Consider the following 25,849-nt stretch of genomic DNA (forward strand, 5'->3'; position numbering starts at 1 on the left):
AATAAAAAGCGCTTTATAAGCGCTTTTTATTTAAACTACCATTCATTAACTTTATTAGCGTCCATTTTTAAGAAGATAAAGAGCAAAATTGTAAAGCCCCAAAGTCCTGAACCTCCATAAGAAAAGAACGGTAATGGTACGCCTATAGTTGGGAAAATACCTACTACCATCGCTATATTCACAAAAAAGTGGATGAACAAAATACCCGCAACACAGTATCCATATACACGACTAAATTTAGTTTTTTGTCGCTCCGCTAAATAGATAATACGCAATAGTAAGGTTACAAAAAGTCCAATTACAACTAAAGAACCTAAAAATCCCCATTCTTCTCCAACGGTTGTAAAAATATAATCGGTATGTTGTTCTGGAACAAAACCTCCTTTAGTTTGGGTTCCTTCGAGGAAACCTTTTCCAAAAAAGCCTCCTGAGCCGATCGCAATTTCAGATTGATTTGTGTTATATCCAATCCCCTTCATATCTACTGTTTTTCCAAGTAAAATATTAAAACGATCTCTGTGATGTTGTTTAAAAATACTTGTAAATACATAATTTACAGATAGTACAAAACCTGAAATTATACCCAATAATATTCCGCTAAGAACAATATTTCTATCTGCTAAACGCGATTTAAAGTGAACAAATACAATGACAATTAACGCTAAAAGAATAACATAAACGGGTTGGAAAAGTAATGTTAATACAAATAAAAGTATTGCTGCAAAACCTGTCCAAATATACCATGAAGGTAAACCCTCTCGGTACAATACTAAGAAGAATGCGCTATAAATAAGCGCACTACCTGGATCTGGCTGAGGTAGGATTAATAATACAGGTAAAAAAACAAGTGCTAAAGCTTGAATTTGTCTATTGGTATGAGACAGATTAATTTGACTGTCACTTAGGTATTTAGCTAGCGCTAATGCGGTCGCTGCTTTTGCAAATTCAGAAGGCTGTAATGTGAAACTTCCGATACCATACCAACAACGTTGTCCAGCTATCGTTTTTCCAAAAGCAAATAAACCCAATAGAGAAATTAAACCTACACCATAAATAATTGAGGCGTATTTTTCATAAAATTTACCGTCTACAAAAAGCACAATAAATATTAATGGTATAGATAAAACAATAAATAAAAATTGCTTTTCAGAAGTTCCTTCCATTGATGATAAAGAAGAGGAATAAATATTTAGCCATCCTAAAAGAACAAGGATGGTATATATAATTACGCAACTCCAATCAATATTATTGGTTATACTTTGGTTTTTCATATGTTTAAATTCTATTTCCTAGCGGTAACATATGATATCGCTTTTTTAACATTGGTGTTTGCTTGCACAAATTTATTGTAAATAGTGTTTTCATTACTTAACGAGCCACTTTTTTTACGGATTGTATTGTGTCTTTTTTCAATTTGGGATTACTAGTTTTACTTTTTATAATTGAGTCTTGTTTTCTCATTTCTTTTTTAACAGTTTCCGAAAGCCCGCCCAGTTTTGCATATTGACCTTGTAAACTTTTATTTAGAATACGAGTTTCTAAATCAGTTCTAGTGATTTTATTTCTAAGGTATTTTTCAATCATTAGACTGGCGATTGGACCTGCAATTGTTGCACCGTAACCACCATTTTCTACCATTACAGCTATTGCAATTTTTGGATTATCTTTTGGTGCAAAGGCAACAAATATTGAATGATCTTCAAGTTGAGTTCGCACTCCTCCAATCTTAGCAAAATTCTCCGCAGTTCCTGTTTTACCACAAATATCGATTCCTTCTACTTTAAGATGATAGGCCGTACCTAAATTATATACATCAAATAAACCATCAATAATTGGTTTAAAATATTTTCTATCAATTGTTGTATAATGTTTCGTTGTGAATTTTTTTTCTATTTTTCTCCCTTTAATATATTTAATGATATGTGGAGTATAATAATAACCTTGATTCGCTACTGTTGCCATCATATTCGCTAATTGAATAGGTGTCATTAGCACTTCTCCTTGACCAATTGCATTAGATACAATAGCTGTACTTCTCCAACCTCCATTTGGATAAATTCTTTTATAGGTTTTAGAATCTGGAATGTTGCCTTTTCTCCCAGTTGGAAGGTCATATCCCATAAATTGTCCAAGTCCAAAACTTTTTATATGTTTGCTCCAAACATCAACTGCGTAAGCTGGTATTACATATTTATTGATCGTTTTCATGTAAGAAGTTCCGAAAAAGGCATTACAAGATTCATAAATACCTCTGTGTAATTGCAACATTCCACCATGACAGTGACATCTCATGAAACGACCTCTTGCATAACTAAATCCATGACTACAGGCAACAGCTGTCTGCTCATTAATAACGCCTTCTTGTAAAGCAACTAAACCAGTCAAAATTTTAAAAGGTGATCCTGGCGGATATTCTGCAAGGAGCCCTCTATCATATAATGGTTTGGCAATGGAATCTCGATACAATTGGGTATAATTTTTAGAACGTTGTCTACCTACTAATATGGATGGATCATAAGAAGGAGCGGTAACTAATGATAGTATTTCTCCTGTTTTGGGTTCGATTGCTACAATACCACCGCGTTTATTGATCATTAACTCTTCGCCGTACTTTTGAAGTTCTGCATCAATTGTTAAGTTGATGTCGCTTCCTTGTACTGCAATAGTGTCGTATTTTCCTTCTTTGAATGAACCTATTTCTCTGTTGTATTTGTCTTTTTGGATGTATTTTACCCCTTTAATTCCTCGTAAAATTTCTTCATAACTTTCTTCGACCCCTTGTTTACCAATTAAATCACCACTATTATAATAGGGGTTTTTTGCAATTAAGTTTTCATTTACCTGGGTGATAAAGCCAAAAATATTTGCGCCATAATTTACTTCATAATCTCGAAGAGAACGTTTTTGAAAATAAAAACCTTCAAATTTTCTAATTTTTTCTTGGAAAGCAGCAAATTCAATTTTATTAAGTTGAGTTAAAAATACCGAAGGTAATCTTGGGCTGTATATTGTAGCTTTCTCGATTTTCTTGATAAAATCCTCTTTTGTAATATTGAGAAGTTCACAAAATTCGGTTGTGTCAATTTTTTTAACCTCCCTTGGAATTACCATAATATCATAAGAAGCTTGGTTTGAAACCAAAAGTTTGCCTTTTCTATCAAAAATATAACCTCTCTCAGGATAGTCATATTTTATCTTGATGGCATTGTTATCGGATTTCAATTTAAATGAATCATCGACAACTTGTAGAAAAAAAATACGTAAAACTAATAATGAAGCTCCAATAATAATTAAGGTAGGTAGCAAGACTTTTCTCATCGCTTATTTGGCTTAATTAAATAGATTATAATAATTGAAATGATAATTGTTAAGACTGTACTAGTAATACTTCTCAATAGAATATCAAAAAATAGACTGAATTGAAAAGCTTCTAAAATAAATAAAATCAAATGATGCAATAAAATTGCAACAAAAAGAAATGAAAATCTCTCTGGAGTTAGAGTATCGTTTAGTTTAATGGTTTGGTATTCATAACTCACTCCAAAAGCAAATTTAAAAATACTAGGTCTGAAGTAAGCTAATAGTATACTTGCAGTTGTATGTATTCCTCCAGAATTACTAAAAATATCTAGCAATAAACCAAGTAAAAAACTACTAATTAAAAGCGCTGATTTATTTCCGTTTACAGGAAATAAAATGATGAAAAGCACATAAGGAAACGGACTTACAAAGCCAAATAGATTAATGTTATTGAAAATAATTATTTGCAATAAGAACAAACTGATAAATCTAAAAATATTTAAAAAAAAGCTGCTATTCATCTTCTTTACTTTTTTCTAGATTGATAATTTCTTGTCGGTCTTTTCCTTTAATAATATATACATGTCCTAGATTGGTCATGTCATTGAATAATTTGATATCTAAAGTATAATAATTGGTTTCATTGTCAATGTACACTTTGTCAATTGTTCCAATATTAATATTTTCCGGAAAAATTACAGATTGTCCTCCTGTTACAATAGTATCTCCTTTTCTTACCGAAGCTAATCTTGGAACGTCAATTAATTGAACAAATCCCGTACTTTTTCCATTCCAAATTAAAGAACCAAAGTGATTTGATTTTTTTACTTTGGCATTTATTTGCGATTTTTTATTCAAAATACTTATTACTGTTGCATAGTTTGGAGACGTATTATCAATTATCCCAACAATTCCCAAACTATTAATAACACCCATGTCAGGTTTGATGCCTTGACGTTCTCCGGAATTGATGGTTAGATAATTCTCATATACACTGTACGAGTTACGAATAACTTTGGATACAATTATGTCTTGAGAGCGTACTCCTTTTATACTATCTAATCTTGCTGCTACAGAAGAATCAGCTGTCTTAAATAGTAGGCTTTTTAATGTGGCGTTTTCTTGTGCTAAAGCCTCGTTTTGTGATTTTAAATTCAAGTATTCATCAAATTCGCTAAGTTGTTCGTATACTCCTCCGCTTAAGAAATTAGCTGAACTAATTACTCTACTTCTATGAAAAGAATGGGATTGAATAGTTAGTGATAACGAAATACCTAAAAGCAGCAAAAACAGTAAGCGATTACTGTTTTTAAATATAAAAGATACTATTTGCTGCATTTTTTAAATGTATAATTGATGATTTTCTTTTAAAAAAATATTATTTAATCAAGATACTTTTGAATCGATTGATATTTTTTAACGCCATTCCAGTTCCTCTTACTACAGCTCTTAACGGATCTTCGGCTATGTAAACAGGAAGATCAGTTTTTAACGAAATACGTTTGTCAAGACCACGTAACATAGATCCACCTCCAGCAAGGTAAATTCCAGTATTATAAATATCTGCGGCTAATTCAGGTGGAGTTTGAGATAGCGTCTCCATGATCGCATCTTCGATACGTTGAATAGATTTATCCAAGGCTTTTGCAATTTCACGGTGAGAAACTTCAACTTGTTTTGGTTTTCCAGTTAATAAATCTCGTCCTTGTACTGACATATCTTCTGGAGCAGTTTCCAAATCGTCTAAAGCAGCTCCAATTTGAATTTTAATTTTTTCGGCAGTACTTTCTCCAACAAACAAGTTGTGTTGGGTACGCATATAATAAATGATGTCATTGGTAAATACATCTCCAGCAATTTTAACCGATTTGTCACAAACAATTCCGCCAAGTGCAATTACTGCAATTTCAGTAGTACCACCACCGATGTCGACAATCATATTTCCCTTAGGTTGCATAATGTCAATACCAATACCAATAGCAGCCGCCATTGGTTCGTGAATCAAATATACTTCTTTTCCATTTACTCTTTCACAGGATTCTTTCACCGCGCGCATTTCTACTTCTGTAATCCCTGATGGAATACAAACGACCATTCGTAATGCTGGAGTAAACATTCTTTTTTTCAATGCAGGAATGCTCTTAATAAACATATTAATCATTTTCTCTGACGCATCAAAATCAGCAATTACTCCGTCTTTTAGAGGGCGAATTGTTTTAATGTTTTCGTGAGTTTTACCCTGCATCATGTTGGCTTCTTTACCAACAGCAATTATTTTACCAGAAATTCTATCTCTAGCAACAATAGAAGGGCTATCTATAACAACTTTATCGTTGTGAATAATTAGTGTGTTTGCGGTACCAAGGTCGATTGCGATATCCTCGGTCATGAAATCAAAAAATCCCATAAGCGTAATTGGGTTTTAAATTTAAAATTAAATAACAAGCAAAGTTAAACAAATTAATGTTTAAAATGACGTGTTCCTGTAAATACCATTGCTAATTTATTTTCGTTACAATAGTCGATACTCAATTGGTCTTTAATTGAACCTCCAGGTTGAATTACAGCAGTGATTCCAGCTTTTTTAGCCAACTCCACACAGTCAGGAAAAGGGAAAAAAGCATCACTTGCCATGGAAGCTCCGTTAAGGTCAAAACCAAAAGCACTTGCTTTATCAATAGCTTGCATTAGCGCATCAACTCGAGAAGTTTGCCCTGTTCCAGAGGAAATGAGCGTTCCGTTTTTAGCAAAAACAATCGTATTCGATTTAGTGTTTTTACACACTTTTGATGCAAAAATTAAATCTTCTACTTCTTGAGCTGTTGGTGCTGTAATTGTAACTGTTTTTAAATCTTCTTTTGTATCGGTAATATTATTTCTATCCTGAACTAAAATTCCGTTCAAACAAGTTCGAACTTGTCTTTCTGGCAAGGCAACTTTATTTTGGACCAAAATAATTCTGTTCTTTTTTTCTTCTAAAATAGTAATGGCTTCTGAATCAAATTCAGGTGCAATAACAACTTCACAAAACAGATGATTAATTTCAGTTGCTGTTGCAACATCAATTTTGGTATTAGCAATTAGCACACCTCCAAAAGCTGATGTTGGATCGCAAGCCAAAGCAGCTAAATACGCTTCACAAATTGTTTTTCTTGAAGCTAACCCACAAGCATTGTTGTGTTTTAGAATAGCGAAAGTTGGTCCGTCATTTTGAAATTCATTAATTAAATTTACAGCAGCGTCTACATCAAGTAGGTTGTTGTAGGATAGTTCTTTTCCGTGGACTTTATTGAACATTTTCTCAAATTCGCCAAAGAAAAACCCTTTTTGATGAGGATTTTCTCCGTAACGCAATACTTGTCCATTGGCAATACTTTCTTTATAAATTGTTTCGTCAGTATTGAAATAATTAAAAATCGCAGCATCATAGTGAGAAGAAACGTGAAATGCCTTGGTTGCTAAAAGTTTTCTATCTTCTAATGAAGTTGCACCATTTTGATTGGTAATCATATCTAAAAACAAGCTATAATCATCAACCGAAGCTACAATAACAGTGTCTTTAAAGTTTTTTGCAGCGGCACGAATCAATGAAATTCCGCCAATATCAATTTTTTCAATAATATCTGCTTCACTTGCTCCTGAAGCAACTGTTTTTTCAAAAGGGTATAAATCAACAATGACTAAATCAATTTGAGGAATGTCAAATTCTTTCATTTGTTGCACATCACTTTCATTATCCTGACGGTTCAAGATACCTCCAAAAACTTTCGGATGTAATGTTTTAACTCTTCCGCCTAGAATCGATGGATATGAAGTTACATCTTCAACAGGAATTACTGGAATGCCTAAATTTTTGATAAAATCTTCTGTTCCACCGGTTGAATAAAGTGTTACATTTTGAGAATGCAATTTTCTTACAATTGGTTCAAGACCGTCTTTAGAAAATACTGAAATTAATGCAGATTGAATGGATTTAGTTGTGTTCATTTTGTAGTTAAAATTATAAAGTGCAAAAATAGTTTTTTTTTGATTATAAATATCCATCAAGAGCTGTAACATTCTGCTAATTATGAAGACAAATTGGAGGGTTAATTTATATTAGGTTTTTGAATAAAATTTGTTCAATTTTACAATAATACAAAAGTGAAATAGTATGTTAGTATATCTTCGTTTATTAAAAGAGAGTTTTGGGTTTGCATTGAATGCTTTACGCAATAATAAACTCAGGACTTTACTTTCTTTACTGGGGGTTACTATTGGAATATTTTCAATTATAGCAGTGTTAGCTGCGGTAGATTCTTTGGATAGAAAAATTAAAAAAGACCTGAGTAGTTTAGATAAAAATACCATTTATTTAATGCGCTTTTCTTTTGGACCCTCTGAAATTCCTCAATGGAAAAGAGAGCAATTCCCAAATGTAAAGTATGATGAATATGAATATTTAAAAAGTTCATTAAATGATCTCAATCAAATGGCTTTTCAATTTTTTGTTAATAGAGAAACAATAAAATACCAGTCGGCTACAGTGAGTGATATTAATGTAGTTCCTGTTTCTCATGAATTTATAGAAATTGAGGGATTAGAATTTGATGAAGGGCGGTTTTACAATGAATCCGAGTCCAATTCAGGTTCAGCGGTCATCGTTTTAGGAAATGAAATTGCATCGGGTCTTTTTGAAGGGGCTAGTCCTATTGGCAAAAATGTTAGACTTTATGGACAACGATTTACGGTAATTGGAGTGTTAAAAAAACAGGGTGCTGGAATTTTTGGGGATAGTAATGATACTTCTGTATTTATCCCAGTTAATTTTTTAAGAAGAATGTATGGTGATAATAACGATGCCTTAACTCCGGTAATTTTAATAAAGCCTGAAAAAGGAGTTGACATGGATGCTTTTAAAGCAGAACTTACTCAGAAGTTACGTAATTATCGCGGTATGAAAACAGATGAAATTGATAATTTTTTCATCAACGTTTTGTCTGGTTTTACCGATTTAATTGATGGAATTGTTGGGCAAATGAATGTAGTGGGTTGGATTATAAGTGGATTCTCATTACTGGTAGGAGGATTTGGCATTGCTAATATCATGTTTGTTTCGGTAAAAGAGAGAACCAATTTGATTGGAATACAAAAATCTTTGGGGGCTAAAAATCGATTTATTTTATTTCAATTTTTATTTGAGGCGGTAATTCTTTCAGTAATTGGAGGTGTTGTGGGATTGTTTTTAGTTTGGATTATTTCTATAGTGCTAAGTAAAGCTATGGATTTTGAATTTGTGTTAAGTATGGGTAATGTAATTTTAGGGACAAGCTTAGCAGCTATAATTGGTTTGATTTCTGGAATTATGCCTGCAATTACAGCATCTAAATTAGATCCCGTAGAAGCCATTAGAACTGGAATGTAGGACTATTTTAAAGTATAAAAAACCCCAAAAAGCAATTTGCCTTTTGGGGTTTTTTCTTATTGTTATTTTTCGACTAGCGAATATCGTTATTCTGAATTAAATCGATATACAAGTTGATCTTGTCTTTTAATTCTTTTCTTGGTGTAATAAAATCAAGGAAACCATGTTCTAAAAGAAATTCTGCAGTTTGAAATCCTTCAGGCAAATCTTTTCCAGTAGTATCTCTCACTACACGAGGTCCTGCAAAACCAATTAGCGCACCAGGTTCAGAGATATTGATGTCTCCAAGCATGGCATAAGAAGCAGTAGTTCCTCCAGTTGTTGGGTCAGTACATAATGAAATATAAGGCAATTTAGCATCTGCCAATTGAACCAATTTTACAGAAGTCTTGGCTAATTGCATTAAAGAAAATGCCGCTTCCATCATACGCGCTCCACCTGATTTCGAAATCATTACAAAAGGCATTTTGTGTTGGATTGCGTGTTCAATTCCTCTAACTATTTTTTCACCTACAACTCCTCCCATTGATCCTCCAATAAAAGCAAAATCCATACAGCAAACCACTATGTCTTTTCCTTTGGATTTTCCAACAGCAGTTCGAACTGCATCGTTCAATTTTGTTTTTGCCGTAACATCTTTAAGACGATCTGAATATTTTTTGGTATCCACAAAATTAAGTGAATCCTTAGAAGTCATATTTTTATCTAATTCAACAAACTCATTATTGTCGAATAAAATTTCGAAATAAGTTTCACTTCCAATTCGAACGTGAAAATCATCTTCAGGGCTCACATACAAGTTGCGTGCTAATTCCTCTGCGTCAATAATTTTTCCCGTTGGAGATTTGTACCAAAGACCTTTTGGAACATCCATTTTGTCTTCAGTAGGAGTAGTAATTCCTTTTTCCTGTCTTTTAAACCAAGCCATAGTTGTACTAAATAAAGAACCATTGACAATTAAATAAATCGTCAATGGTTAATTGTTAATTATAGAGTATTTACATTGTTCAAGTCAGCAAATGCTTGCTCTAATCTTGTGTTGAATGTAACTTCACTTTCGCGAATCCATTTTCTTGGATCGTAGTATTTTTTATTTGGAACATCTGCCCCTTCAGGATTACCAATTTGAGTTTTTAAATAATCAATATTGGTAACCATATAATCACGAATTCCTTCTGTATAAGCAAATTGTAAATCAGTATCAATGTTCATTTTAACTACACCATATCCAATCGCCTCTCTGATTTCTTCTAAAGTAGAACCTGATCCACCGTGGAAAACGAAATCAACTGGATTAGCACCTGTGTTGTATTTGTTTTGAACGAAATCTTGAGAATTTTTTAAGATTTTTGGAGTTAATTTTACGTTACCTGGTTTGTAAACCCCGTGAACGTTTCCAAAAGCAGCTGCAATAGTAAATTTAGGACTTACTTTTGATAATTCTTCGTAAGCATATGCTACTTCTTCTGGTTGAGTGTATAATTTTGAGCTGTCAACATCAGAGTTATCTACACCATCTTCTTCACCACCAGTAATTCCTAATTCGATTTCTAATGTCATTCCCATTTTACTCATACGAGCCAAATATTCTTTACAAATTTCGATATTTTCTTCAATTGGCTCTTCTGACAAGTCTATCATATGCGATGAAAACAAAGGTTTTCCTGTAGCTGCAAAGTGTTTTTCAGACGCGTCTAATAAACCGTCAATCCAAGGTAATAATTTTTTAGCGCAGTGGTCAGTGTGTAAAATTACAGTAGCTCCGTATGCTTCTGCTAAAGTATGGATATGAAGAGCTCCGGCAATTCCGCCAGCGATAGCTGCTTTTTCTCCTGCATTAGATAATCCTTTTCCAGCATTAAATTGTGCACCGCCATTAGAAAATTGAATAATAACAGGTGCGTTTAATTTTGCAGCCGTTTCAAGAACTCCATTAATTGAGCTTGATCCAGTAACGTTAACCGCAGGAAGCGCAAACCCTTTTTCTTTTGCATAGTTGAAAATTTCTTGCACTTGGTCTCCGGTTGCAACCCCTGGTTTGATGTTGTGTGACATTGTAATTGTTTTTAGTTGTTTTTAGTTTTTAGACCGCAAAAATAAGAATTTATTAGCATTAGAAAGGATAATTTATCCCAAAATTTAAAACAGAGCGTCCAATACCAAAGTCCTTTAGCCATCTTCTATTTATTTCGTTGGCTGGATTATAAGTTTTAAATCCTAAATCCAATCGAAATACAAACAAACCAAAATCATATCGCATACCAAAACCAGAACCAATTGCTATATTTTCCAGATCCTTTAAGCCAGTAAACTGCGCTTTTCGATCTTCTGTGTTGTCCAAAACATTCCAAATATTTCCTGCATCAACAAATAAAGCGCCTTTAAGATTGCCTACCAATTGAAAACGAAATTCAGCACTAACTGCTAATTTCATATTAGCCTCATTAAAGTCATTTACACCTCCTGTACTTCCTGGACCCAAACGAAAAGGATTCCAAGCTCTGTTATCGTTAGAACCTCCAGAATAATAACTTCGAGAAAAAGGAATATTATTAGAGTTCCCAAATGGAATCGCAATACCAAAAAAACTACGTAGGGCAAAAACAGTCTCTTTTGAAAACCCCCAATGTTTGATATAATCAAATTCTGTTTTAATGTACTCTGAATATTCTAAATCGAACAATTCAAAGCGACCATTACTGGATTTGTCCATATTGCTTGCATTCGCAAAAAGTGATAATAGTGAACCGGCAGATTCTATTTTTGTTTTAAATAAATAGAAGTTATTATCGCTGTTGTCTTTTTTTGTGGTTTTTGAAAAGCTAAAACTTGTTGCTAAAATAAAATCATTTTCAATTAATCTAATTCGTCTTTCTTCAATACTTTTAATTGCTGAAAAATCAGTTGGAGTTGTGTTTATCGACGGAGTAGCGCTTAGTACATCTTGAATAAAACTATTCGTCCCATTTTCAACAATCAAATTTTGCTCTTGATCAAAATAACTAGGGTTAACATTATATTCGGGTTTCTTTGCTATTTCATTTAATGCATCATACGAAGAAGTATACACATTAAAATAATTCGTAGGATTTAAGTTTCTAACAAATTGCACGTTGAATAAGTCAAAGCGCGCTGTATTATTTTTCTTTGGTGTCCAATTGTAGGCAATGGCACCAATTAAATTTTCTTTATCCAAACCTATATTCTTTTGAATGGAATATCCTGTTGAAATTAAAGTAGAAGGAAACATATTTTTAGGTATGATTCTTTCTGTTTTGAAAGGAAAAACAATTCTTGGAAAATTTAATTTTAAGTCCAATCCTAGTTCGGAGGCATTGAAAAATACATCGTTAGGATTTGCAAAATCTTGAGAGGAACCTACATTGGCTCTGCCTGAAAATTCTAACGTTTCAGCTCCGTTGAATACATTTCGTATCGAAATTGAAGGGCTAAATCCTATTCCTAAATTTTGAATGTTAGAATGCGTAATATCAATAGATTGTCCAAAACTGTATTTTTTCTTAGGAGTTAAATAAATTTTAGCAATCAATGATTGAGAGGTTGAGTCCCTTTTGTCATTTTCATAAATAATGGATGGATAATTAAATATCTTAAGATTACTTATGTACCTACTGGTTAATGATGTGTTGTTATCTGAAAAAAGACTTCCTTTATAAATAAAGATAGCATTTGTAATTGCTTTTGGTCTGTATTTTAATTTTTGCTTACTCAGCAATGTAAAATTATTGTAGTTTGTACTATCAGTTATACTGTAGTTTGCTTCAGCGGCTTTGTAATCAGTATATATTTTTACCTCACTAATTTTCATCAACTTAAAAGGAGCTGTTTTAGACGAATCATTTTCTTGGAAACTAAAATCACTTATTTTTAAATTGATATTTGCTTTGTGATTTTTATTAATGGTATCTACATTGAACGTAATATTGTTAGGTTGAAAATGATACGCTCCATTATTTCTAAAATAACTAGTTAGCCTATTTTTTTCATTCTCAAAATCCTCTGTTTTATATTGGCTACCTGATTTTATAATAGAACTTTCAGCAGTTAAACGATACAACGAATCTATTGCAGGGGATGTTATAAAAGGCGTTATTGAGTCTAATACATAAGGCTTTCCTGTGGTGATAAAATAATTGACCCTTCCTTTCTTATATTTCAAGCTATCAATGGTATAATTTGCTTTTATGTCAAAAAAACCTTGGTTGAAATAATAGTATTTTAATCTAAGTAAAGATTTGTCTGCTCTAGTTTTATCAATAATTTCAGGAGCATCTCCAATTTTTTTTAATACGTTGTGAATCCCTTTATAAAAAAATGAATTTCCTAATTGCTCTACTTGTTTAGCAGACAACCATTTGGTCATTCGCTCTAATTTTTTTGGATTATTCTTGAATTTTAAAAGGTAGGTAGAGTCTGGATTTGGTTTAGCCCAATTGTAAAGTGTTAGCGCTAAGGGAAATCCAAATAGTTTAGCATTCGGATTTTGAGACAATTGATTTGAAGTAATTTCGGTCTTAATTACTTTATTATTTTCAAATATCTTATTTTCGGTCAATAATAATTTGCCATCTGGAACTCTTTTTACAGAATTACAAGCGGCAATGGCTATTGCAATTAAGATAAATGCGCTTACTTTTGCGGTATTACTTTTCAAGTGGAATAAAAATTTAATTCAAAAGTACATTTTTTTATGGTTAGTAAAAACCAAATAAAGTTTATATCGGGTCTTCAGCAAAAAAAACAACGTTTAATTCATAAAATGTTTGTAGCAGAAGGGATAAAGGTTGTTCAAGAATTACTAGATGCCGATTTTGAGTTACATCAGTTATACACCACAGAAGATGATTTCAAATCTGTTAGTGACAGCAAAAAACTAATTGTTTCATCGGAGGATTTAAAAAAAATCAGTGCCTTAACAACAGCTAGTTCTTGTTTAGCAGTTTTTAAAATTCCTGAACAAAAGGAATTATATCAGTCGGGTTTGATTGTAGCCTTAGACGCTATCAGAGATCCAGGCAACTTAGGAACTATAATTCGCTTATGCGATTGGTTTGGCATACAACAATTGATTTGTTCAAAAGAAACGGTTGATGTTTATAATCCAAAAGTAGTCCAAGCGACTATGGGTTCAATTTCTCGTGTCAATGTGAGTTATATCAATTTAGAAGATTTTATTTCCACAACTTCACTCCCTGTTTTTGGAACGTTTATGAATGGCGAAAATATTTATTCTACGACCTTACCTCAAGAAGGGATTATTGTGATGGGTAACGAAGCAAATGGAATTTCAAAAGAAGTAGAAAATAGCATTCAACATCGATTAACAATTCCTCGATTTGGAACTCTTCAAAAAACAGAAAGTTTGAATGTTGCCACAGCCACAGCTATAATTTTAAGTGAATTTAGAAGGGTTTCGCTTTAAGTTAATGAAAAGTAAAGTTGATAAAGAGTCCCCTTGTCCTCATTGATTCTATATTTCCAGTCCACGGACTCATAGGATCATTGTCTCGGATTAATTCGTCTTTTAGACTAAATACGCCTCTTATTGAGGGGGAAAAAATAAAATACTCAGAAAAAATATCTATTCCAAAGCCTAATTCGTAATTCGGACTCCAAGCTTTTACTCTAAACCGTTGGCTAAGATTATCGTCGGTGGATTTTGAATTACTAGATAAATTCAATGTTGTGGAAACGCCTCCTAGTATGAAAGGACGAATATTTCCGGTTCGTAAAGCTGAAAATTTCAACAGTAGCGGAAGATGAATATAGGTACTGTTTACCTCTCTAATTGTGTCAGATGCTTTTGGAACAAAAGAAAAATGAGTAGTGGGGTAATTTAAAATTCGCTTGGTGTAATACAATCCGGGTTCGAAACGTAAATTAATATATTCTTGCAACCTCAAATCGGCTACCAAACCCACATTGAATCCAGTTGTTTTTTGAACTTGAATATCTTCGATTTCATTTTTGTAATCAAACTTAAAATCATAAGAGTTTATACCTAAGAAAAACCCAAAATACAAAGGCTGTTGTTGCCAAGTCTCAAGGTGTCTAACAGGGTTTTTGCTAAAAATACTCTCTCTAAATTGAGCCTGAATGCTCATAGAGCAAACTAGTAAAATAAGAGAACAACGTTTTTTCATATTATTTTTTAGATGCTGAATAAATAGTAGCTACCCCAAAGGTTTGTGGTAAAGCTACAACATCTATAAACCCAATTTTTCGTAAAATATTGTTTAACTTTTCACCATAAGGGAAAGCTGCTGCAGATTCTGACAAATATCCGTACGCCACATTGTCTTTTGAAAATAATTTTCCAATTAATGGTAAAATATTTTTACTGTAAAATTCATAACCTTGTTTATAAGGTGTTTTGTCAGGCACAGAGGTTTCTAAAATCACGAAAGTGCCTTTAGGTTTTAAAACGCGTAAAATTTCAGACAATCCTTTTTCTAGATTCTCAAAATTACGAACCCCAAAAGCAACAGTTATTGCATCAAAATAGTCATCCTCAAAGGGTATGTTTTCTGAATCTCCTAAAACCATCTCGATAGTTTTGGATAAGTTTTTGTTGGCTATTTTTTGCACACCTACTTCTAACATTCCAGCAGAAATATCCAGACCAATGATTTTGTCTGCTTTGGTTTGCGCCATCAAAATGGCTAAATCTCCGGTACCAGTTGCGATGTCTAAAATGGTTTTTGGATGAGATTTCCCTATCATTTTTAGCACTTTTTTGCGCCATTTTACGTCTATCCCGAAAGAAATGACACGATTTAAATTATCGTAGTTTCCCGAAATAGTGTCAAACATTTGAGCAACCTGTTCTTTTTTACTTAAAGAAGAGTCTTTGTAAGGGGTAATTTTGCTGGCCATTTTTAAAGTTTGTGCAAATATAAGCAAACTACTTTAAATTAAAGGATTTAGTGGATTTCTAACTCGCTTTTTTAATTCTAAAATATCACTAAATGTTGGTATTGTAGCCTTTAAAATTTATTATGAATTTTACAAAATGAAAATTATTTTCAATGATTTATTGGGAGAGGAAAAAGAAAGCAAATAATAATTTAGTGTTATTGTTATTTGTGTCTTCAGGTTTTACAAACTCCTATTCTTTTTAAGGGGTTTTTAACGCTAATACGTTCTTAAGAATTAATTTGTTTTTGGAAACTTTAATTTATTATGATCTATTGCCTTTGTGGTATTTGGTAATGGAATCAGTACAAACCAAAAGACATTTACTCTCCCGATACATTGAAAGTAATTATTTTCTGAGATAAGTTTGATAAGTGAAGGAAAACAAGTGTTTTTCGTCTTTTTCGTTAAAAGTCGATGTTGCCAATTCCCAAACAGATAAATCAATTTCTGGAAAAAAAGTATCGGCATCAAAATGGCCGTGTACTTTTGTAATTTCTATTTTATCAGTGTATTCTAATCCTTGTTGGTAAATTTCTCCACCACCAATAATAAATACGGGAGCATCTTTTGGACACACTTTAATTGCATTTTCGATACTATTGACTACTATACAGCCATCAGGCGAATACTCTTTTTGTCTTGTAATTACTACATGGGTTCTATTTGGGAGTGGTTTAGGAAAACTTTCAAATGTTTTTCTCCCCATGATTATGTAGTGACCAGTCGTAAGTTCTTTAAACCTTTTAAAGTCATTTGGCAAATGCCAAACTAGTTCATTATCTTTTCCTAAAGCATTGTTTTCGGCTACAGCCGCAATCATTATAATCATGCTACTAAATATATAGATGGATTTCTTAAAAGTTTATTTATACAGCCACACTTCCTTTAATTGCCGGATGCGGGTCATATCCTTCTAATGTGAAATCATCAAAGGTGAAATCAAAAATATTTGTAATTGCTGGATTTAAAATCATTTTAGGTAAAGGCTTCGGTTCTCTAGAAAGCTGAAGCTCCAATTGTTCAAAATGATTATTGTAAATATGGGCGTCACCAAACGTATGGATGAATTCTCCAACTCCTAAATTACACACTTGAGCAATCATCATCGTCAGTAAAGCATAGGAAGCAATGTTGAATGGCACTCCAAGGAAAATATCAGCTGAGCGCTGGTATAATTGACACGAAAGCTTACCATCTGCTACATAAAATTGAAAAAAAGCATGACATGGTGGTAAAGCGGCTTTATTATTTGCTACATTTTCAGTAAATGATTTAGTGGTATCTGGAAGCACAGATGGATTCCATGCGGATACTAAAAGACGTCTACTATTCGGGTTTGTTTTTAATTCTTTGATTAGGTCTTCAATTTGATCAATTTCTTCACTATTCCAGTTGCGCCATTGATGACCATATACTGGCCCAAGATTTCCATTTGCATCTGCCCAATCATCCCAAATTTTAACTCCGTTTTCTTGCAAGTATTGAATGTTGGTGTAGCCTTTTAAAAACCATAGTAATTCATGTATTATGGATTTCAAATGCAGTTTTTTTGTTGTCACCATTGGAAAACCCTCATTTAAATCAAAACGCATTTGGTAACCAAAAACACTTTTGGTTCCAGTTCCAGTTCGGTCTCCTTTTTGGCAACCATTTTCCATTACATGCTTTACTAAGTCTACATATTGTTTCATCTGAGGAAATTTAATTGTCTTTTAATTGGGATAGAATATATTAAAGGTTTTTATATACCACCCCATTTTTCATTACAAATTGAACGTTTTCTAATGTTTTAATATTGTTAAGTGGATTTTCGTCAACTGCAATAATGTCTGCAAAGAAATTCGGTTTAATTTGACCAATTTCGTTTGAAACTCCTAAAAGCATTGCATTAGTTGTAGTAGCAGATTGAATCGCTGCCAAAGTCGGCATTCCGGCTTCCACCATATAGCCAAACTCTTTACCGTTTTTTCCATGATCATAAACTCCAGCATCGGTGCCAAAAGCTATTTTAACTCCTTTTTTATATGCTTTTGCAAAAGTAGACTGTATTTGAGGCCCAACTTCCTTAGCCTTAGGCACAATAATAGCTGGATAAAATCCCTCAACTTCCGCTTTTATAGCTACTTCTTTTCCTGCAGTAATTGTGGGAACTAAATAGGCGTCGTACTTTTTCATTAACTCCATAGTCTCTTCACTCATGAAAGTTCCGTGCTCTATAGTTTTAATTCCGCCAAGAATCGCTCTTTGCATTCCTTCGTCGCCATGAGCATGAGCAGCGGTCAACATGTTGTAATCTTTAGCAGTTGTAGTTATTGCTTTTATCTCTTCAATTGAAAATTGTGGATTTTTTCCATTTTTTGCTACACTTAAAACACCGCCTGTTGCTGTAATTTTAATGACATCAGCACCTTCTTTGTAGCGTTGGCGTACTGCTTTTACTCCGTCTTCTGGCGAATTTACAACACCTTCATGAGGCCCCGGATCTCCCATCAAAGAACGATTACTTCCATTGGTTGGATCAGCATGTCCACCAGTTGAAGCTATAGATTTTCCTGCGGTGTACACTCTAGGCCCTTTAGCAATTCCTTTATTAATTGCATTTCGTAATGCAATATTTACTCCAGTTCCTCCCAAATCACGAACAGTTGTGAATCCGGCAAGTAAGGTAATTTCGGCAAAGCGAGCTGCTTCAAAAGCCACATCTGCTTCGTTATTTGTATACTTTGCAGCATAGCTTTTTGGGTTTTGTTCACTTTCCAAATGCACGTGCAAATCAATTAAACCTGGAAGTACGTGTTTATTTTTTAAGTTGATTTCAATATCGGATGCATTGCTTTTAGAAACAAACCCTTCTTTAATTGCACTAATTTTATTGTTTTTAACAATAATAGTAGCATTTTTAGTTGATTGACCTGTTTGCGTGTCTAAAATAGAACCACAGTGTAGGTAATAATCCTGAGAAAACGAACTAAATGAAATGAATCCAATAAAGAACAACGAAATAACATTTTTGACTTTCATAGTTTGTATTTTTAAAATTTATAAATCTCTTTTTGAAATTTCGTCTCTGATTTTAGCTGCTTTTTCATAATCTTCATTTTCTACAGCACCATCTAATAAATCATTTAAATCATTTAAACTCAATTTGCTATATGTATCGCCAGAACTATTTGATTCCATTTCGTTAGCGTAATTTTCTGAATGGGAAAGGAAATCATCTACGGTTTGAGGCTCATTGTTGGTTTCTGCTGCGTTCGGGTTTAGAAATATTCCAGCCTTGTCTAAAATATTTTTATAAGTAAAAATCGGAGCTCCAAATCGAAGTGCCAAGGCAATTGCGTCTGAAGTTCTTGCGTCAATTATTTCTTCAATTTTATCACGCTCACAAATTATGCTCGAATAAAACACACCATCTACTAGTTTGTGAATGATAACTTGCTTTACAGCGATGTCAAAACGATCTGCAAAATTTTTAAATAAATCGTGTGTGAGTGGGCGTGGGGGTTTGATTTCTTTTTCTAATGCTATAGCAATGGATTGGGCTTCAAAAGCACCAATAACAATTGGTAATTTTTTATCGCCATCCACTTCATTTAGGATTAGAGCATAGGCTCCATTTTGTGTTTGACTATACGAAATTCCTTTAATTGATAATTTTACTAAACTCATAACATTTGAATGTAATTTGTAGGTATTCAAAAAAAAAGACTACCTAAAAAGCAAATATACAAATATCCAACTTTTTAGGTAGCCTTTTGACCAATAATTTAAAATTACTGTTGCGCTTTGAATGTTTTAAATTTCTCAATCAATTTTGGTACAATTTCAAAAGCATCACCTACAACTCCGTAGTCAGCAACCTTAAAGAAAGGCGCTTCAGGATCACTATTGATTACCACTTTGATTTTAGACGAATTGATTCCTGCAATATGTTGAATTGCTCCAGAAACACCAATAGCAATATATAAGTTAGTTGCAACAGGTTTTCCTGTTTGACCAACGTGTTCTCCGTGTGGTCTCCAACCTAAATCAGATACCGGTTTTGAACAAGCTGTTGCCGCACCAAGAACTCCTGCCAATTCCTCAATCATACCCCAATTTTCTGGTCCTTTTAATCCTCTACCTCCTGAAACAACTACATCAGCATCAGCAATTGAGATTTTTCCAGAACTTTTTTCTACAGAATTGATTTTCACGTTAAAATCAGTAGCATCAATTGAAGGATTAAAATCTTCTTCAGAACCAGTTACCGCACTTTCGATAATACCAAAAGAGTTTTTCGCAAGTCCGATTATTTTAGTTTCAGAAGTCATTTCAGTAACAGTAAATGCTTTGTTAGAAAAAGCAGTTCTCTTTACTTGAAAAGGCGAAATGCTTATTGGAAGCCCAACTACATTGGATGATAAACCAGCATTTAATTTTACTGCTAAAATGGACGAAAGATAAATACTATCCGTTGTTGATGATACAACAACTATAGTGCTACTTTCTTTTTTAGCAGCTTGAGCAATTACATTAGCATAAGCTTTTGCAGAAAACCCTGATAAAGATTCGTTTGTTACTTTAAGGACTTTATTTACACCGTACTTTGATAATTCTGATACGTCATTCATATTGATAGTGACTGCAGTCACAGTAGTTCCAGTTGTTTCGGCTATTTTTTTAGCATAGGAAGCCAACTCAAAAGCTACTTTTTTAAATTTTCCATCTGATGATTCAGCGAATAGTAATACAGACATGTTTATATTTTTAAATTTTTTATACTAATTTGATTGTTTGGAGAACTAAATTACTTTAGCTTCATTGTGTAACAAATTGATTAATTCATCAAGGTTGTCAGCATCAACAAGTTTTACAGCAGATTTAGCTGCAGGTTTTTCAAATTGGATTGATTTGGTTTTTGCGTCAGCCTGAACAGGTTCTAAAATAGTTAAGGCTTTAGTTCGTGCCGTCATAATTCCTCTCATGTTTGGAATTTTTAAGTCTTTTTCTTCTACCAATCCTTTTTGACCACCAATAATTAATGGTAAAGAAGAAGATAAAATTTCTTTACCTCCGTCAATTTCTCTACTTGCAGTAGCACTAGTGCCATCTACAGTTAAACCAACACAAGAATTAATAAAGTTATAGTCTAGTAATGAAGCTATCATCCCCGGAACCATTCCACCATTATAATCTAAAGATTCTTTTCCAGCAATAATTAAATCGTAGCCTCCGGTTTGAATAACTTGCGCTAATTGTTTAGCTACAAAAAAACCATCTGTTGGATTAGCATTGATTCGAATTGCTTCATCTGCACCAATAGCTAGTGCTTTTCTCAATGTAGGTTCGGTTTCTGGTCCACCAACATTAATTACAGTAACGTGAGCGCCTTGTTGCTCTTGAAACCAAATAGCTCTTGTTAAACCAAATTCATCGTTAGGATTGATCACAAATTGAACCCCATTAGTGTCAAATTCGGTATCACCATTAGTAAAATTAATTTTCGAAGTAGTATCAGGTACATGGCTGATGCAAACTAATATTTTCATAAGAATACGTTTTTTTATCTTTTGTATTGTACAAATCTATAGAATAAAAATGAATATTTACTATGCGCGCATAATATTTTTATTTAATTTATTATTTTTTTAACTTTTTACCTAATTTGCCTTATTTCAACTATTAAACTAGTTGAACAAATACTATAAATAGTGAAATACAACTTTTGATATTTTAGTAGATTTTATGCTTTTAAGTAATATAAAATATTTATTTTTGCGCTTTCGAAATTACATATATAACTAAACAATTATGAGAACGATTCAATTTAGAGAGGCTATTTGTGAGGCGATGAGTGAAGAAATGCGCCGCGATGAATCCATATATTTAATGGGTGAAGAAGTTGCTGAATACAATGGTGCTTATAAAGCTTCTAAAGGAATGCTAGCTGAGTTTGGCGAAAAGAGAGTTATAGACACTCCAATTGCAGAACTTGGTTTTTCTGGGATTGCAGTAGGTTCAGCCATGAACGGTTGTCGTCCAATTGTAGAGTACATGACATTCAATTTCTGTTTAGTGGGAATTGATCAAATTATAAGTAATGCTGCTAAGATGCGTCAAATGTCTGGTGGTCAATTTAATGTGCCAATTGTTTTTAGAGGACCAACAGCTTCTGCAGGACAGTTAGGAGCAACTCACTCTCAAGCTTTAGAGAATTGGTTTGCCAATACACCAGGACTTAAAGTGGTAGTACCATCAACTCCTTATGATGCAAAAGGTTTATTAAAAGCAGCCATTCGTGATAACGATCCTGTAATTTTTATGGAATCAGAACAAATGTATGGTGATAAAGGTGAAGTGCCTGATGGAGAATATACTATTCCACTTGGAGTTGCAGATATCAAACGTGAAGGAACCGATGTTACAATAGTTTCTTTTGGAAAAATTATCAAAGAAGCGTTTATTGCTGCAGATGAATTAGCAAAAGAAGGAATATCTTGCGAGATAATTGATTTAAGAACGGTACGTCCAATGGATTATGATGCTATTTTAACTTCGGTTAGAAAAACAAATAGATTGGTTGTTCTTGAAGAAGCTTGGCCGTTTGCAAGTGTTGCTTCTGAAATTACGTACATTGTTCAAGAACGTGCTTTTGACTTTTTAGATGCCCCGATTCAGCGTATCACAACAGCAGATACTCCTGCTCCATACTCTCCTGTATTATTGAAAGAATGGTTGCCTAATGCTGATGATGTTATCAAAGCAGTAAAAAAAGTGCTAAATAGATAAATACAATTCATTTATTGTTTTTTAAACAATGATATAAAGATTACCTTTGAATCTTCATCAGATGTTCTATTTGATGGAGATTTTTTTTAAATTATGACAGCCAAATTCTCTAAAATCATTCTATTTGTTTTTCTGATTCTAAGTCAGTGGATTGTAGCACAGACCAAAGTCAGCGGAATTGTTTTGGATAAATCAAAACAGCCAATTCCTTTTGCCAACGTTGTGTTCAAAAAATCAAATATAGGTGTAGTGGCCAATGAGGATGGGCGATTTTATATTGAGTCTCCTCAAAAACATAGCGTTTTAATTATTTCGTCAGCGGGATATTCAGAAAGAGAAATTATCCTAGAAAATAGTGTTGTTTACAATTTAAAAGCAATCTTAAATGAAGCTGAATCTTTAAACGAGGTAGTTATATTTACTGGTAAAACGTCTAAAAAAAATAATCCGGCTTTGGATATTCTTCGAAAAATTTGGGAACGAAAACGTAAGAACGGCTTGTATCAGTTCAATCAATACCAATTTGAAAAGTACGAGAAGGTAGAGTTTGACATGAACACTATTGATAGTGCTTTCATGAAAAATAAAATTTTCAAGGGTATGGAGTTTGTTTTCAAACATGTGGATACTTCTAAAGTTACGGGGAAAACCTACTTGCCTATCTTTATCAACGAATCTTTATCTGATGTTTTCGGGGATAACCGCCAAAAAAAGGTGAAAGAAAAACTGAAAGCAAATAAAACTTCAGGCTTTGAGGGAAATCAACAGATTTTATCTTTTATCAAAGATTTATATACCGATTATTCGATTTATAACAATTACTTGACTTTTTTCGACAAGAGTTTTACAAGCCCATTGTCTCGAACGGGTATTGATGTCTATAATTATGTATTAAGAGACAGCGCTTATATTGACAATAAAAAATGTTACAATATTTTATTTTATCCAAGACGCAAAAACGAATTGACATTCAAAGGTGATTTTTGGGTGAATGACACCACTTTTGCCATTAAAAAAATTAATATGGCAGTGACTAAAAGTGCTAACATTAACTGGATTAAAGACATTTATATTGAACAAGAATTTGAAGTTGTTAACGATTCTGTTTTCTTGTTGACAAAAGATTATATGATGTCTGATTTTGCCTTGAATAAGAAAGAAGACTCAAAAGGGGTGTATGGAAAAAGAACTACTTTGTATCGCAATCATGAATTCAATAAAGAAAAACCGCTCGCTTTTTATAAAGAGGAAGTGAATTTCATTGACAACGATGTGTACAAAAAGTCAGAAGAATATTGGCATGAAAACCGTTTCGAAAAATTAAATAAAGATGAGGCCGGAGTTTATAAAATGCTGGATACGCTTCAAACCGTCAAAAAGTTCAAACAGATGTACAGTTTGGTTTCTATTTTGGGTAGCGGTTATGTCGAGTTTAAGAACTTTGATTACGGACCTATCTTTTCTTCATTAGGTTTTAACGAAGTAGAAGGAGTTCGATTGCGTGTTGGTGGAAGAACCTATTTTGGCCCAAATGATCCATGGCGAATTCAAGCGTTTACCGCTTATGGATTGAAAGACCAACAATTAAAATACGGCTTTTCAGGGAAATGGATGGTGGATAAGAAAAACCGACTTATTCTCTCAGGAGGTAATCGACGTGATATTGAGCAAATAGGAGCGAGTTTAACTACTACTAATGATGTGATGGGGCGAAGTTTTGCTTCATCCGCTTTATTTACTACTGGAAATAATGGGAAGTTAACCAATATCAATCTAACGACCTTTTCAGTTGAAATTGAGCCAGTGAAAAACCTTATTTTCCAAGCAGGGATTTCTCATCGTACTTTGGCGTCCGCATCGCCTACTTTTAGTTTGGATTATTACACAGATGCTTCTAGAATGGCTACTCAGAGCGAGGTAAAACAATCGGAAGCTAATATTCAAATTGAGTTCATGCCTAAAAGAAAGACGATTGGTTACGGAGTAGAAAGAGATGTCGTAGACAATCCTTACAGTCGCTTTTTTGTCAATTACAGTCACGGATTCAAAGGAGTGTTGAACAGTGATTTCAAGTATGATAAATTGCAATTGTATTATAAACAACCTTTCATCATTGGTCCATTGGGTAGAACGAATATTACCATGGAGTTAGGAAAAACTTTTGGCACTATTCCACTTGGATTAATGAGCGTGATTCCTGGGAACCAAACCTATTTTATAATTGAGAACACCTTTAATAATCTTAATTTTTATGAATTTTTAAGCGATCAGTATGCTACTTTAAAATGGGATCATAATTTTAACGGACGCATTTTTTCTCGCATTCCTTTTATGCGAAAATTAAACTGGCGCGAAATCATAGGAATACGAGCTGTTTATGGAACAATATCGGAGGAGAACCGATTGATCAATGCTTCTGGATTGGCTTATAATGCTCCTGAAAATGTCTATTGGGAATACAGCGCGGGCATTGGCAACATATTTAAAGTATTTCGTATTGATTTTTCATGGCGAGGCAGCTATTTAAATACTCCAGATGCCAATAAATTTGCCATTAAAGGCGCTTTTGGATTTCACTTTTAATTAAAACAGACTATTTATATACAAAGCTTCCAGCCTACCAAAGACTGGAAGCTTTGTTATTATTTTGAATAATGGAAGCGTTGTTGTTTTTTCTAATTATTGGCTAAAATGCAACGGTTTTAAAATATTCTAGAGATATCTTCAATTTACTCTTGTAAAAACGTATAGTTTCCTTACTTTTGCACCAAATTTTAAAAGAAAAATACAACAAATACAATGACTGCAGACAAATTAAAAACTTTCGATGTTTTAATCGAAATACCAAGAGGAAGTAGAAACAAATACGAATACGATTTTAAGATTAGAAGAATGCGTTTTGACAGAATGTTATTCTCTTCTATGATGTACCCAGCTGATTACGGATTTATTCCTGAAACCTTAGCTTTAGACGGAGATCCACTAGACGTTTTGGTATTGATTAATGAGCCTACTTTTCCGGGTTGTGTAATGGAAGTAAAACCAATTGGTGTTTTCCACATGGCAGATGATAAAGGACCAGATGAGAAAGTAATTTGTGTTCCGGTTTCTGATCCAATTTGGAATTCATTAAATGATTTAAGCGATGTAAACCCACACTTAATCAAAGAAATTGAGCATTTTTTCCAAGTCTACAAAGACTTAGAAAACAAGCAAGTTGATGTTGAAGGTTGGGGAGATGTGAACGAAGCGTACGCGATCATTAAAGAATGTACAGAGCGTTTCGATGCGATTGAAAACAAACCTAAAAACTTATTTAGTATTAAATAATTTTTTTAGTTAATTCATATAAAAAAAGCAATATTCTGAAAAGAGTATTGCTTTTTTGTTTAAATTCGTTCGTTATCAATGAATTATTAATTAAACCAAAATTAT

General features: G+C 33.2%; 22 protein-coding genes. 5 read left to right on the plus strand and 17 right to left on the minus strand.

All coding sequences use genetic code 11. From position 1 onward, the window contains the following. Positions 1 to 35: 35 nt before the first annotated feature. The 6 genes from rodA to purH all read right to left on the minus strand — a co-directional run bounded on the left by rodA (position 36) and on the right by purH (position 7,287). The gene (gene rodA, locus LPC23_RS04270; protein ID WP_229331353.1) at positions 36 to 1,271 is read right to left on the minus strand and encodes a rod shape-determining protein RodA; all 1,236 of its coding nucleotides are present in this window, start codon (positions 1,269 to 1,271) and stop codon (positions 36 to 38) included. Positions 1,272 to 1,368: 97 nt separating this feature from the next. Then, on the minus strand, positions 1,369 to 3,318 hold the full coding sequence (gene mrdA, locus LPC23_RS04275) for a penicillin-binding protein 2 (RefSeq protein WP_229331355.1): 1,950 nt from the start codon (positions 3,316 to 3,318) through the stop codon (positions 1,369 to 1,371). Continuing rightward, a complete protein-coding gene (locus LPC23_RS04280) occupies positions 3,315 to 3,821 on the minus strand; it encodes a rod shape-determining protein MreD (protein WP_229331357.1) in 507 nt (168 codons plus the stop codon). The genes mrdA and LPC23_RS04280 overlap by 4 nt, the downstream gene beginning before the upstream one ends. Further along, positions 3,814 to 4,638, minus strand: a complete 825-nt coding sequence (mreC, locus tag LPC23_RS04285) for a rod shape-determining protein MreC (RefSeq protein ID WP_229331359.1) — start codon at positions 4,636 to 4,638, stop codon at positions 3,814 to 3,816. Before mreC ends, LPC23_RS04280 begins: the two co-directional genes overlap by 8 nt. Positions 4,639 to 4,678: 40 nt before the next feature. Next, positions 4,679 to 5,707 (minus strand): rod shape-determining protein, encoded by a 1,029-nt coding sequence (locus tag LPC23_RS04290; protein WP_229326889.1) that lies wholly within the window; start codon positions 5,705 to 5,707, stop codon positions 4,679 to 4,681. Between the two features lie 53 nt (positions 5,708 to 5,760). Beyond that, positions 5,761 to 7,287, minus strand: coding sequence for a bifunctional phosphoribosylaminoimidazolecarboxamide formyltransferase/IMP cyclohydrolase (gene purH, locus LPC23_RS04295; RefSeq protein WP_229331361.1), 1,527 nt, complete (start codon positions 7,285 to 7,287; stop codon positions 5,761 to 5,763). Between the two features lie 166 nt (positions 7,288 to 7,453). Here purH and LPC23_RS04300 point away from each other — a divergent pair, with 166 nt between their 5' ends. Beyond that, entirely contained in the window at positions 7,454 to 8,704 is a 1,251-nt protein-coding gene (locus LPC23_RS04300; RefSeq protein WP_229326892.1) for an ABC transporter permease, read from the plus strand. Between the two features lie 73 nt (positions 8,705 to 8,777). On the opposite strand, the gene accD is transcribed toward LPC23_RS04300, so the two are convergent. From accD to tamL, 3 genes are read right to left on the minus strand one after another with little or no spacing between them, the layout of a single operon-like run. Beyond that, on the minus strand, positions 8,778 to 9,632 hold the full coding sequence (gene accD / locus LPC23_RS04305; protein ID WP_229327126.1) for an acetyl-CoA carboxylase, carboxyltransferase subunit beta: 855 nt from the start codon (positions 9,630 to 9,632) through the stop codon (positions 8,778 to 8,780). Between the two features lie 59 nt (positions 9,633 to 9,691). Further along, positions 9,692 to 10,759 (minus strand): class II fructose-bisphosphate aldolase, encoded by a 1,068-nt coding sequence (fbaA, locus tag LPC23_RS04310; protein ID WP_229326893.1) that lies wholly within the window; start codon positions 10,757 to 10,759, stop codon positions 9,692 to 9,694. Between the two features lie 58 nt (positions 10,760 to 10,817). Then, positions 10,818 to 13,379 carry a translocation and assembly module lipoprotein TamL gene (gene tamL / locus LPC23_RS04315; protein ID WP_229331363.1) on the minus strand — a complete coding sequence of 854 codons (2,562 nt, stop codon included), beginning with the start codon at positions 13,377 to 13,379 and terminating at the stop codon, positions 10,818 to 10,820. A gap of 36 nt (positions 13,380 to 13,415) precedes the next feature. On the opposite strand from tamL, the gene LPC23_RS04320 reads away from it, so the two are divergent. After that, entirely contained in the window at positions 13,416 to 14,147 is a 732-nt protein-coding gene (locus LPC23_RS04320) for a TrmH family RNA methyltransferase (RefSeq protein WP_229331365.1), read from the plus strand. A gap of 1 nt (position 14,148) precedes the next feature. Here LPC23_RS04320 and porT read toward each other — a convergent pair whose 3' ends face one another. The 8 genes from porT to LPC23_RS04360 all read right to left on the minus strand — a co-directional run bounded on the left by porT (position 14,149) and on the right by LPC23_RS04360 (position 21,174). Next, the gene (porT, locus tag LPC23_RS04325; RefSeq protein ID WP_420842316.1) at positions 14,149 to 14,868 is read right to left on the minus strand and encodes a type IX secretion/gliding motility protein PorT/SprT; all 720 of its coding nucleotides are present in this window, start codon (positions 14,866 to 14,868) and stop codon (positions 14,149 to 14,151) included. A 1-nt stretch (position 14,869) separates the two neighbouring features. Further along, positions 14,870 to 15,601, minus strand: a complete 732-nt coding sequence (gene ubiE, locus LPC23_RS04330) for a bifunctional demethylmenaquinone methyltransferase/2-methoxy-6-polyprenyl-1,4-benzoquinol methylase UbiE (protein WP_229331370.1) — start codon at positions 15,599 to 15,601, stop codon at positions 14,870 to 14,872. 388 nt (positions 15,602 to 15,989) lie between these two features. Beyond that, positions 15,990 to 16,472 (minus strand): dihydrofolate reductase, encoded by a 483-nt coding sequence (locus LPC23_RS04335; RefSeq protein WP_229331372.1) that lies wholly within the window; start codon positions 16,470 to 16,472, stop codon positions 15,990 to 15,992. 37 nt (positions 16,473 to 16,509) lie between these two features. Further along, positions 16,510 to 17,334, minus strand: coding sequence for a thymidylate synthase (locus tag LPC23_RS04340; protein WP_229331374.1), 825 nt, complete (start codon positions 17,332 to 17,334; stop codon positions 16,510 to 16,512). Positions 17,335 to 17,374: 40 nt separating this feature from the next. After that, complete coding sequence (locus tag LPC23_RS04345) at positions 17,375 to 18,664, minus strand: metal-dependent hydrolase family protein (RefSeq protein ID WP_229331376.1); 1,290 nt, start codon at positions 18,662 to 18,664, stop codon at positions 17,375 to 17,377. Between the two features lie 18 nt (positions 18,665 to 18,682). After that, positions 18,683 to 19,312: a bifunctional nuclease family protein gene (locus tag LPC23_RS04350; protein WP_229331378.1), complete on the minus strand. Its 630-nt coding sequence runs from the start codon at positions 19,310 to 19,312 to the stop codon at positions 18,683 to 18,685. 104 nt (positions 19,313 to 19,416) lie between these two features. Then, entirely contained in the window at positions 19,417 to 20,382 is a 966-nt protein-coding gene (locus tag LPC23_RS04355) for an electron transfer flavoprotein subunit alpha/FixB family protein (protein WP_229331380.1), read from the minus strand. A gap of 45 nt (positions 20,383 to 20,427) precedes the next feature. Next, entirely contained in the window at positions 20,428 to 21,174 is a 747-nt protein-coding gene (locus LPC23_RS04360) for an electron transfer flavoprotein subunit beta/FixA family protein (RefSeq protein ID WP_229331382.1), read from the minus strand. A 262-nt stretch (positions 21,175 to 21,436) separates the two neighbouring features. Between LPC23_RS04360 and LPC23_RS04365 the strand changes: the two genes are divergently transcribed. The 3 genes from LPC23_RS04365 to LPC23_RS04375 all read left to right on the plus strand — a co-directional run bounded on the left by LPC23_RS04365 (position 21,437) and on the right by LPC23_RS04375 (position 25,744). Further along, on the plus strand, positions 21,437 to 22,414 hold the full coding sequence (locus LPC23_RS04365) for a pyruvate dehydrogenase complex E1 component subunit beta (protein WP_229326910.1): 978 nt from the start codon (positions 21,437 to 21,439) through the stop codon (positions 22,412 to 22,414). Between the two features lie 93 nt (positions 22,415 to 22,507). Continuing rightward, positions 22,508 to 24,997, plus strand: a complete 2,490-nt coding sequence (locus LPC23_RS04370) for a DUF5686 family protein (RefSeq protein ID WP_229331384.1) — start codon at positions 22,508 to 22,510, stop codon at positions 24,995 to 24,997. Positions 24,998 to 25,213: 216 nt separating this feature from the next. Continuing rightward, the gene (locus LPC23_RS04375) at positions 25,214 to 25,744 is read left to right on the plus strand and encodes an inorganic diphosphatase (protein ID WP_229326914.1); all 531 of its coding nucleotides are present in this window, start codon (positions 25,214 to 25,216) and stop codon (positions 25,742 to 25,744) included. Positions 25,745 to 25,849: the final 105 nt, after the last annotated feature.

This window comes from Flavobacterium ammonificans (genome assembly GCF_020885975.1).
GTDB lineage: Bacteria > Bacteroidota > Bacteroidia > Flavobacteriales > Flavobacteriaceae > Flavobacterium > Flavobacterium ammonificans.

Bases quoted from the DNA above. Each gene is read 5' to 3' on its own strand.
- rodA (WP_229331353.1), bottom strand. From the start codon at position 1,271: ATGAAAAACCAAAGTATAACCAATAATATTGATTGGAGTTGCGTAATT.
- mrdA (WP_229331355.1), bottom strand. From the start codon at position 3,318: ATGAGAAAAGTCTTGCTACCTACCTTAATTATTATTGGAGCTTCATTA.
- LPC23_RS04280 (WP_229331357.1), bottom strand. From the start codon at position 3,821: ATGAATAGCAGCTTTTTTTTAAATATTTTTAGATTTATCAGTTTGTTC.
- mreC (WP_229331359.1), bottom strand. From the start codon at position 4,638: ATGCAGCAAATAGTATCTTTTATATTTAAAAACAGTAATCGCTTACTG.
- LPC23_RS04290 (WP_229326889.1), bottom strand. From the start codon at position 5,707: ATGGGATTTTTTGATTTCATGACCGAGGATATCGCAATCGACCTTGGT.
- purH (WP_229331361.1), bottom strand. From the start codon at position 7,287: ATGAACACAACTAAATCCATTCAATCTGCATTAATTTCAGTATTTTCT.
- LPC23_RS04300 (WP_229326892.1), top strand. From the start codon at position 7,454: ATGTTAGTATATCTTCGTTTATTAAAAGAGAGTTTTGGGTTTGCATTG.
- accD (WP_229327126.1), bottom strand. From the start codon at position 9,632: ATGGCTTGGTTTAAAAGACAGGAAAAAGGAATTACTACTCCTACTGAA.
- fbaA (WP_229326893.1), bottom strand. From the start codon at position 10,759: ATGTCACACAACATCAAACCAGGGGTTGCAACCGGAGACCAAGTGCAA.
- LPC23_RS04320 (WP_229331365.1), top strand. From the start codon at position 13,416: ATGGTTAGTAAAAACCAAATAAAGTTTATATCGGGTCTTCAGCAAAAA.
- porT (WP_420842316.1), bottom strand. From the start codon at position 14,868: ATGAAAAAACGTTGTTCTCTTATTTTACTAGTTTGCTCTATGAGCATT.
- ubiE (WP_229331370.1), bottom strand. From the start codon at position 15,601: ATGGCCAGCAAAATTACCCCTTACAAAGACTCTTCTTTAAGTAAAAAA.
- LPC23_RS04335 (WP_229331372.1), bottom strand. From the start codon at position 16,472: ATGATTATAATGATTGCGGCTGTAGCCGAAAACAATGCTTTAGGAAAA.
- LPC23_RS04340 (WP_229331374.1), bottom strand. From the start codon at position 17,334: ATGAAACAATATGTAGACTTAGTAAAGCATGTAATGGAAAATGGTTGC.
- LPC23_RS04345 (WP_229331376.1), bottom strand. From the start codon at position 18,664: ATGAAAGTCAAAAATGTTATTTCGTTGTTCTTTATTGGATTCATTTCA.
- LPC23_RS04350 (WP_229331378.1), bottom strand. From the start codon at position 19,312: ATGAGTTTAGTAAAATTATCAATTAAAGGAATTTCGTATAGTCAAACA.
- LPC23_RS04355 (WP_229331380.1), bottom strand. From the start codon at position 20,382: ATGTCTGTATTACTATTCGCTGAATCATCAGATGGAAAATTTAAAAAA.
- LPC23_RS04360 (WP_229331382.1), bottom strand. From the start codon at position 21,174: ATGAAAATATTAGTTTGCATCAGCCATGTACCTGATACTACTTCGAAA.
- LPC23_RS04365 (WP_229326910.1), top strand. From the start codon at position 21,437: ATGAGAACGATTCAATTTAGAGAGGCTATTTGTGAGGCGATGAGTGAA.
- LPC23_RS04370 (WP_229331384.1), top strand. From the start codon at position 22,508: ATGACAGCCAAATTCTCTAAAATCATTCTATTTGTTTTTCTGATTCTA.
- LPC23_RS04375 (WP_229326914.1), top strand. From the start codon at position 25,214: ATGACTGCAGACAAATTAAAAACTTTCGATGTTTTAATCGAAATACCA.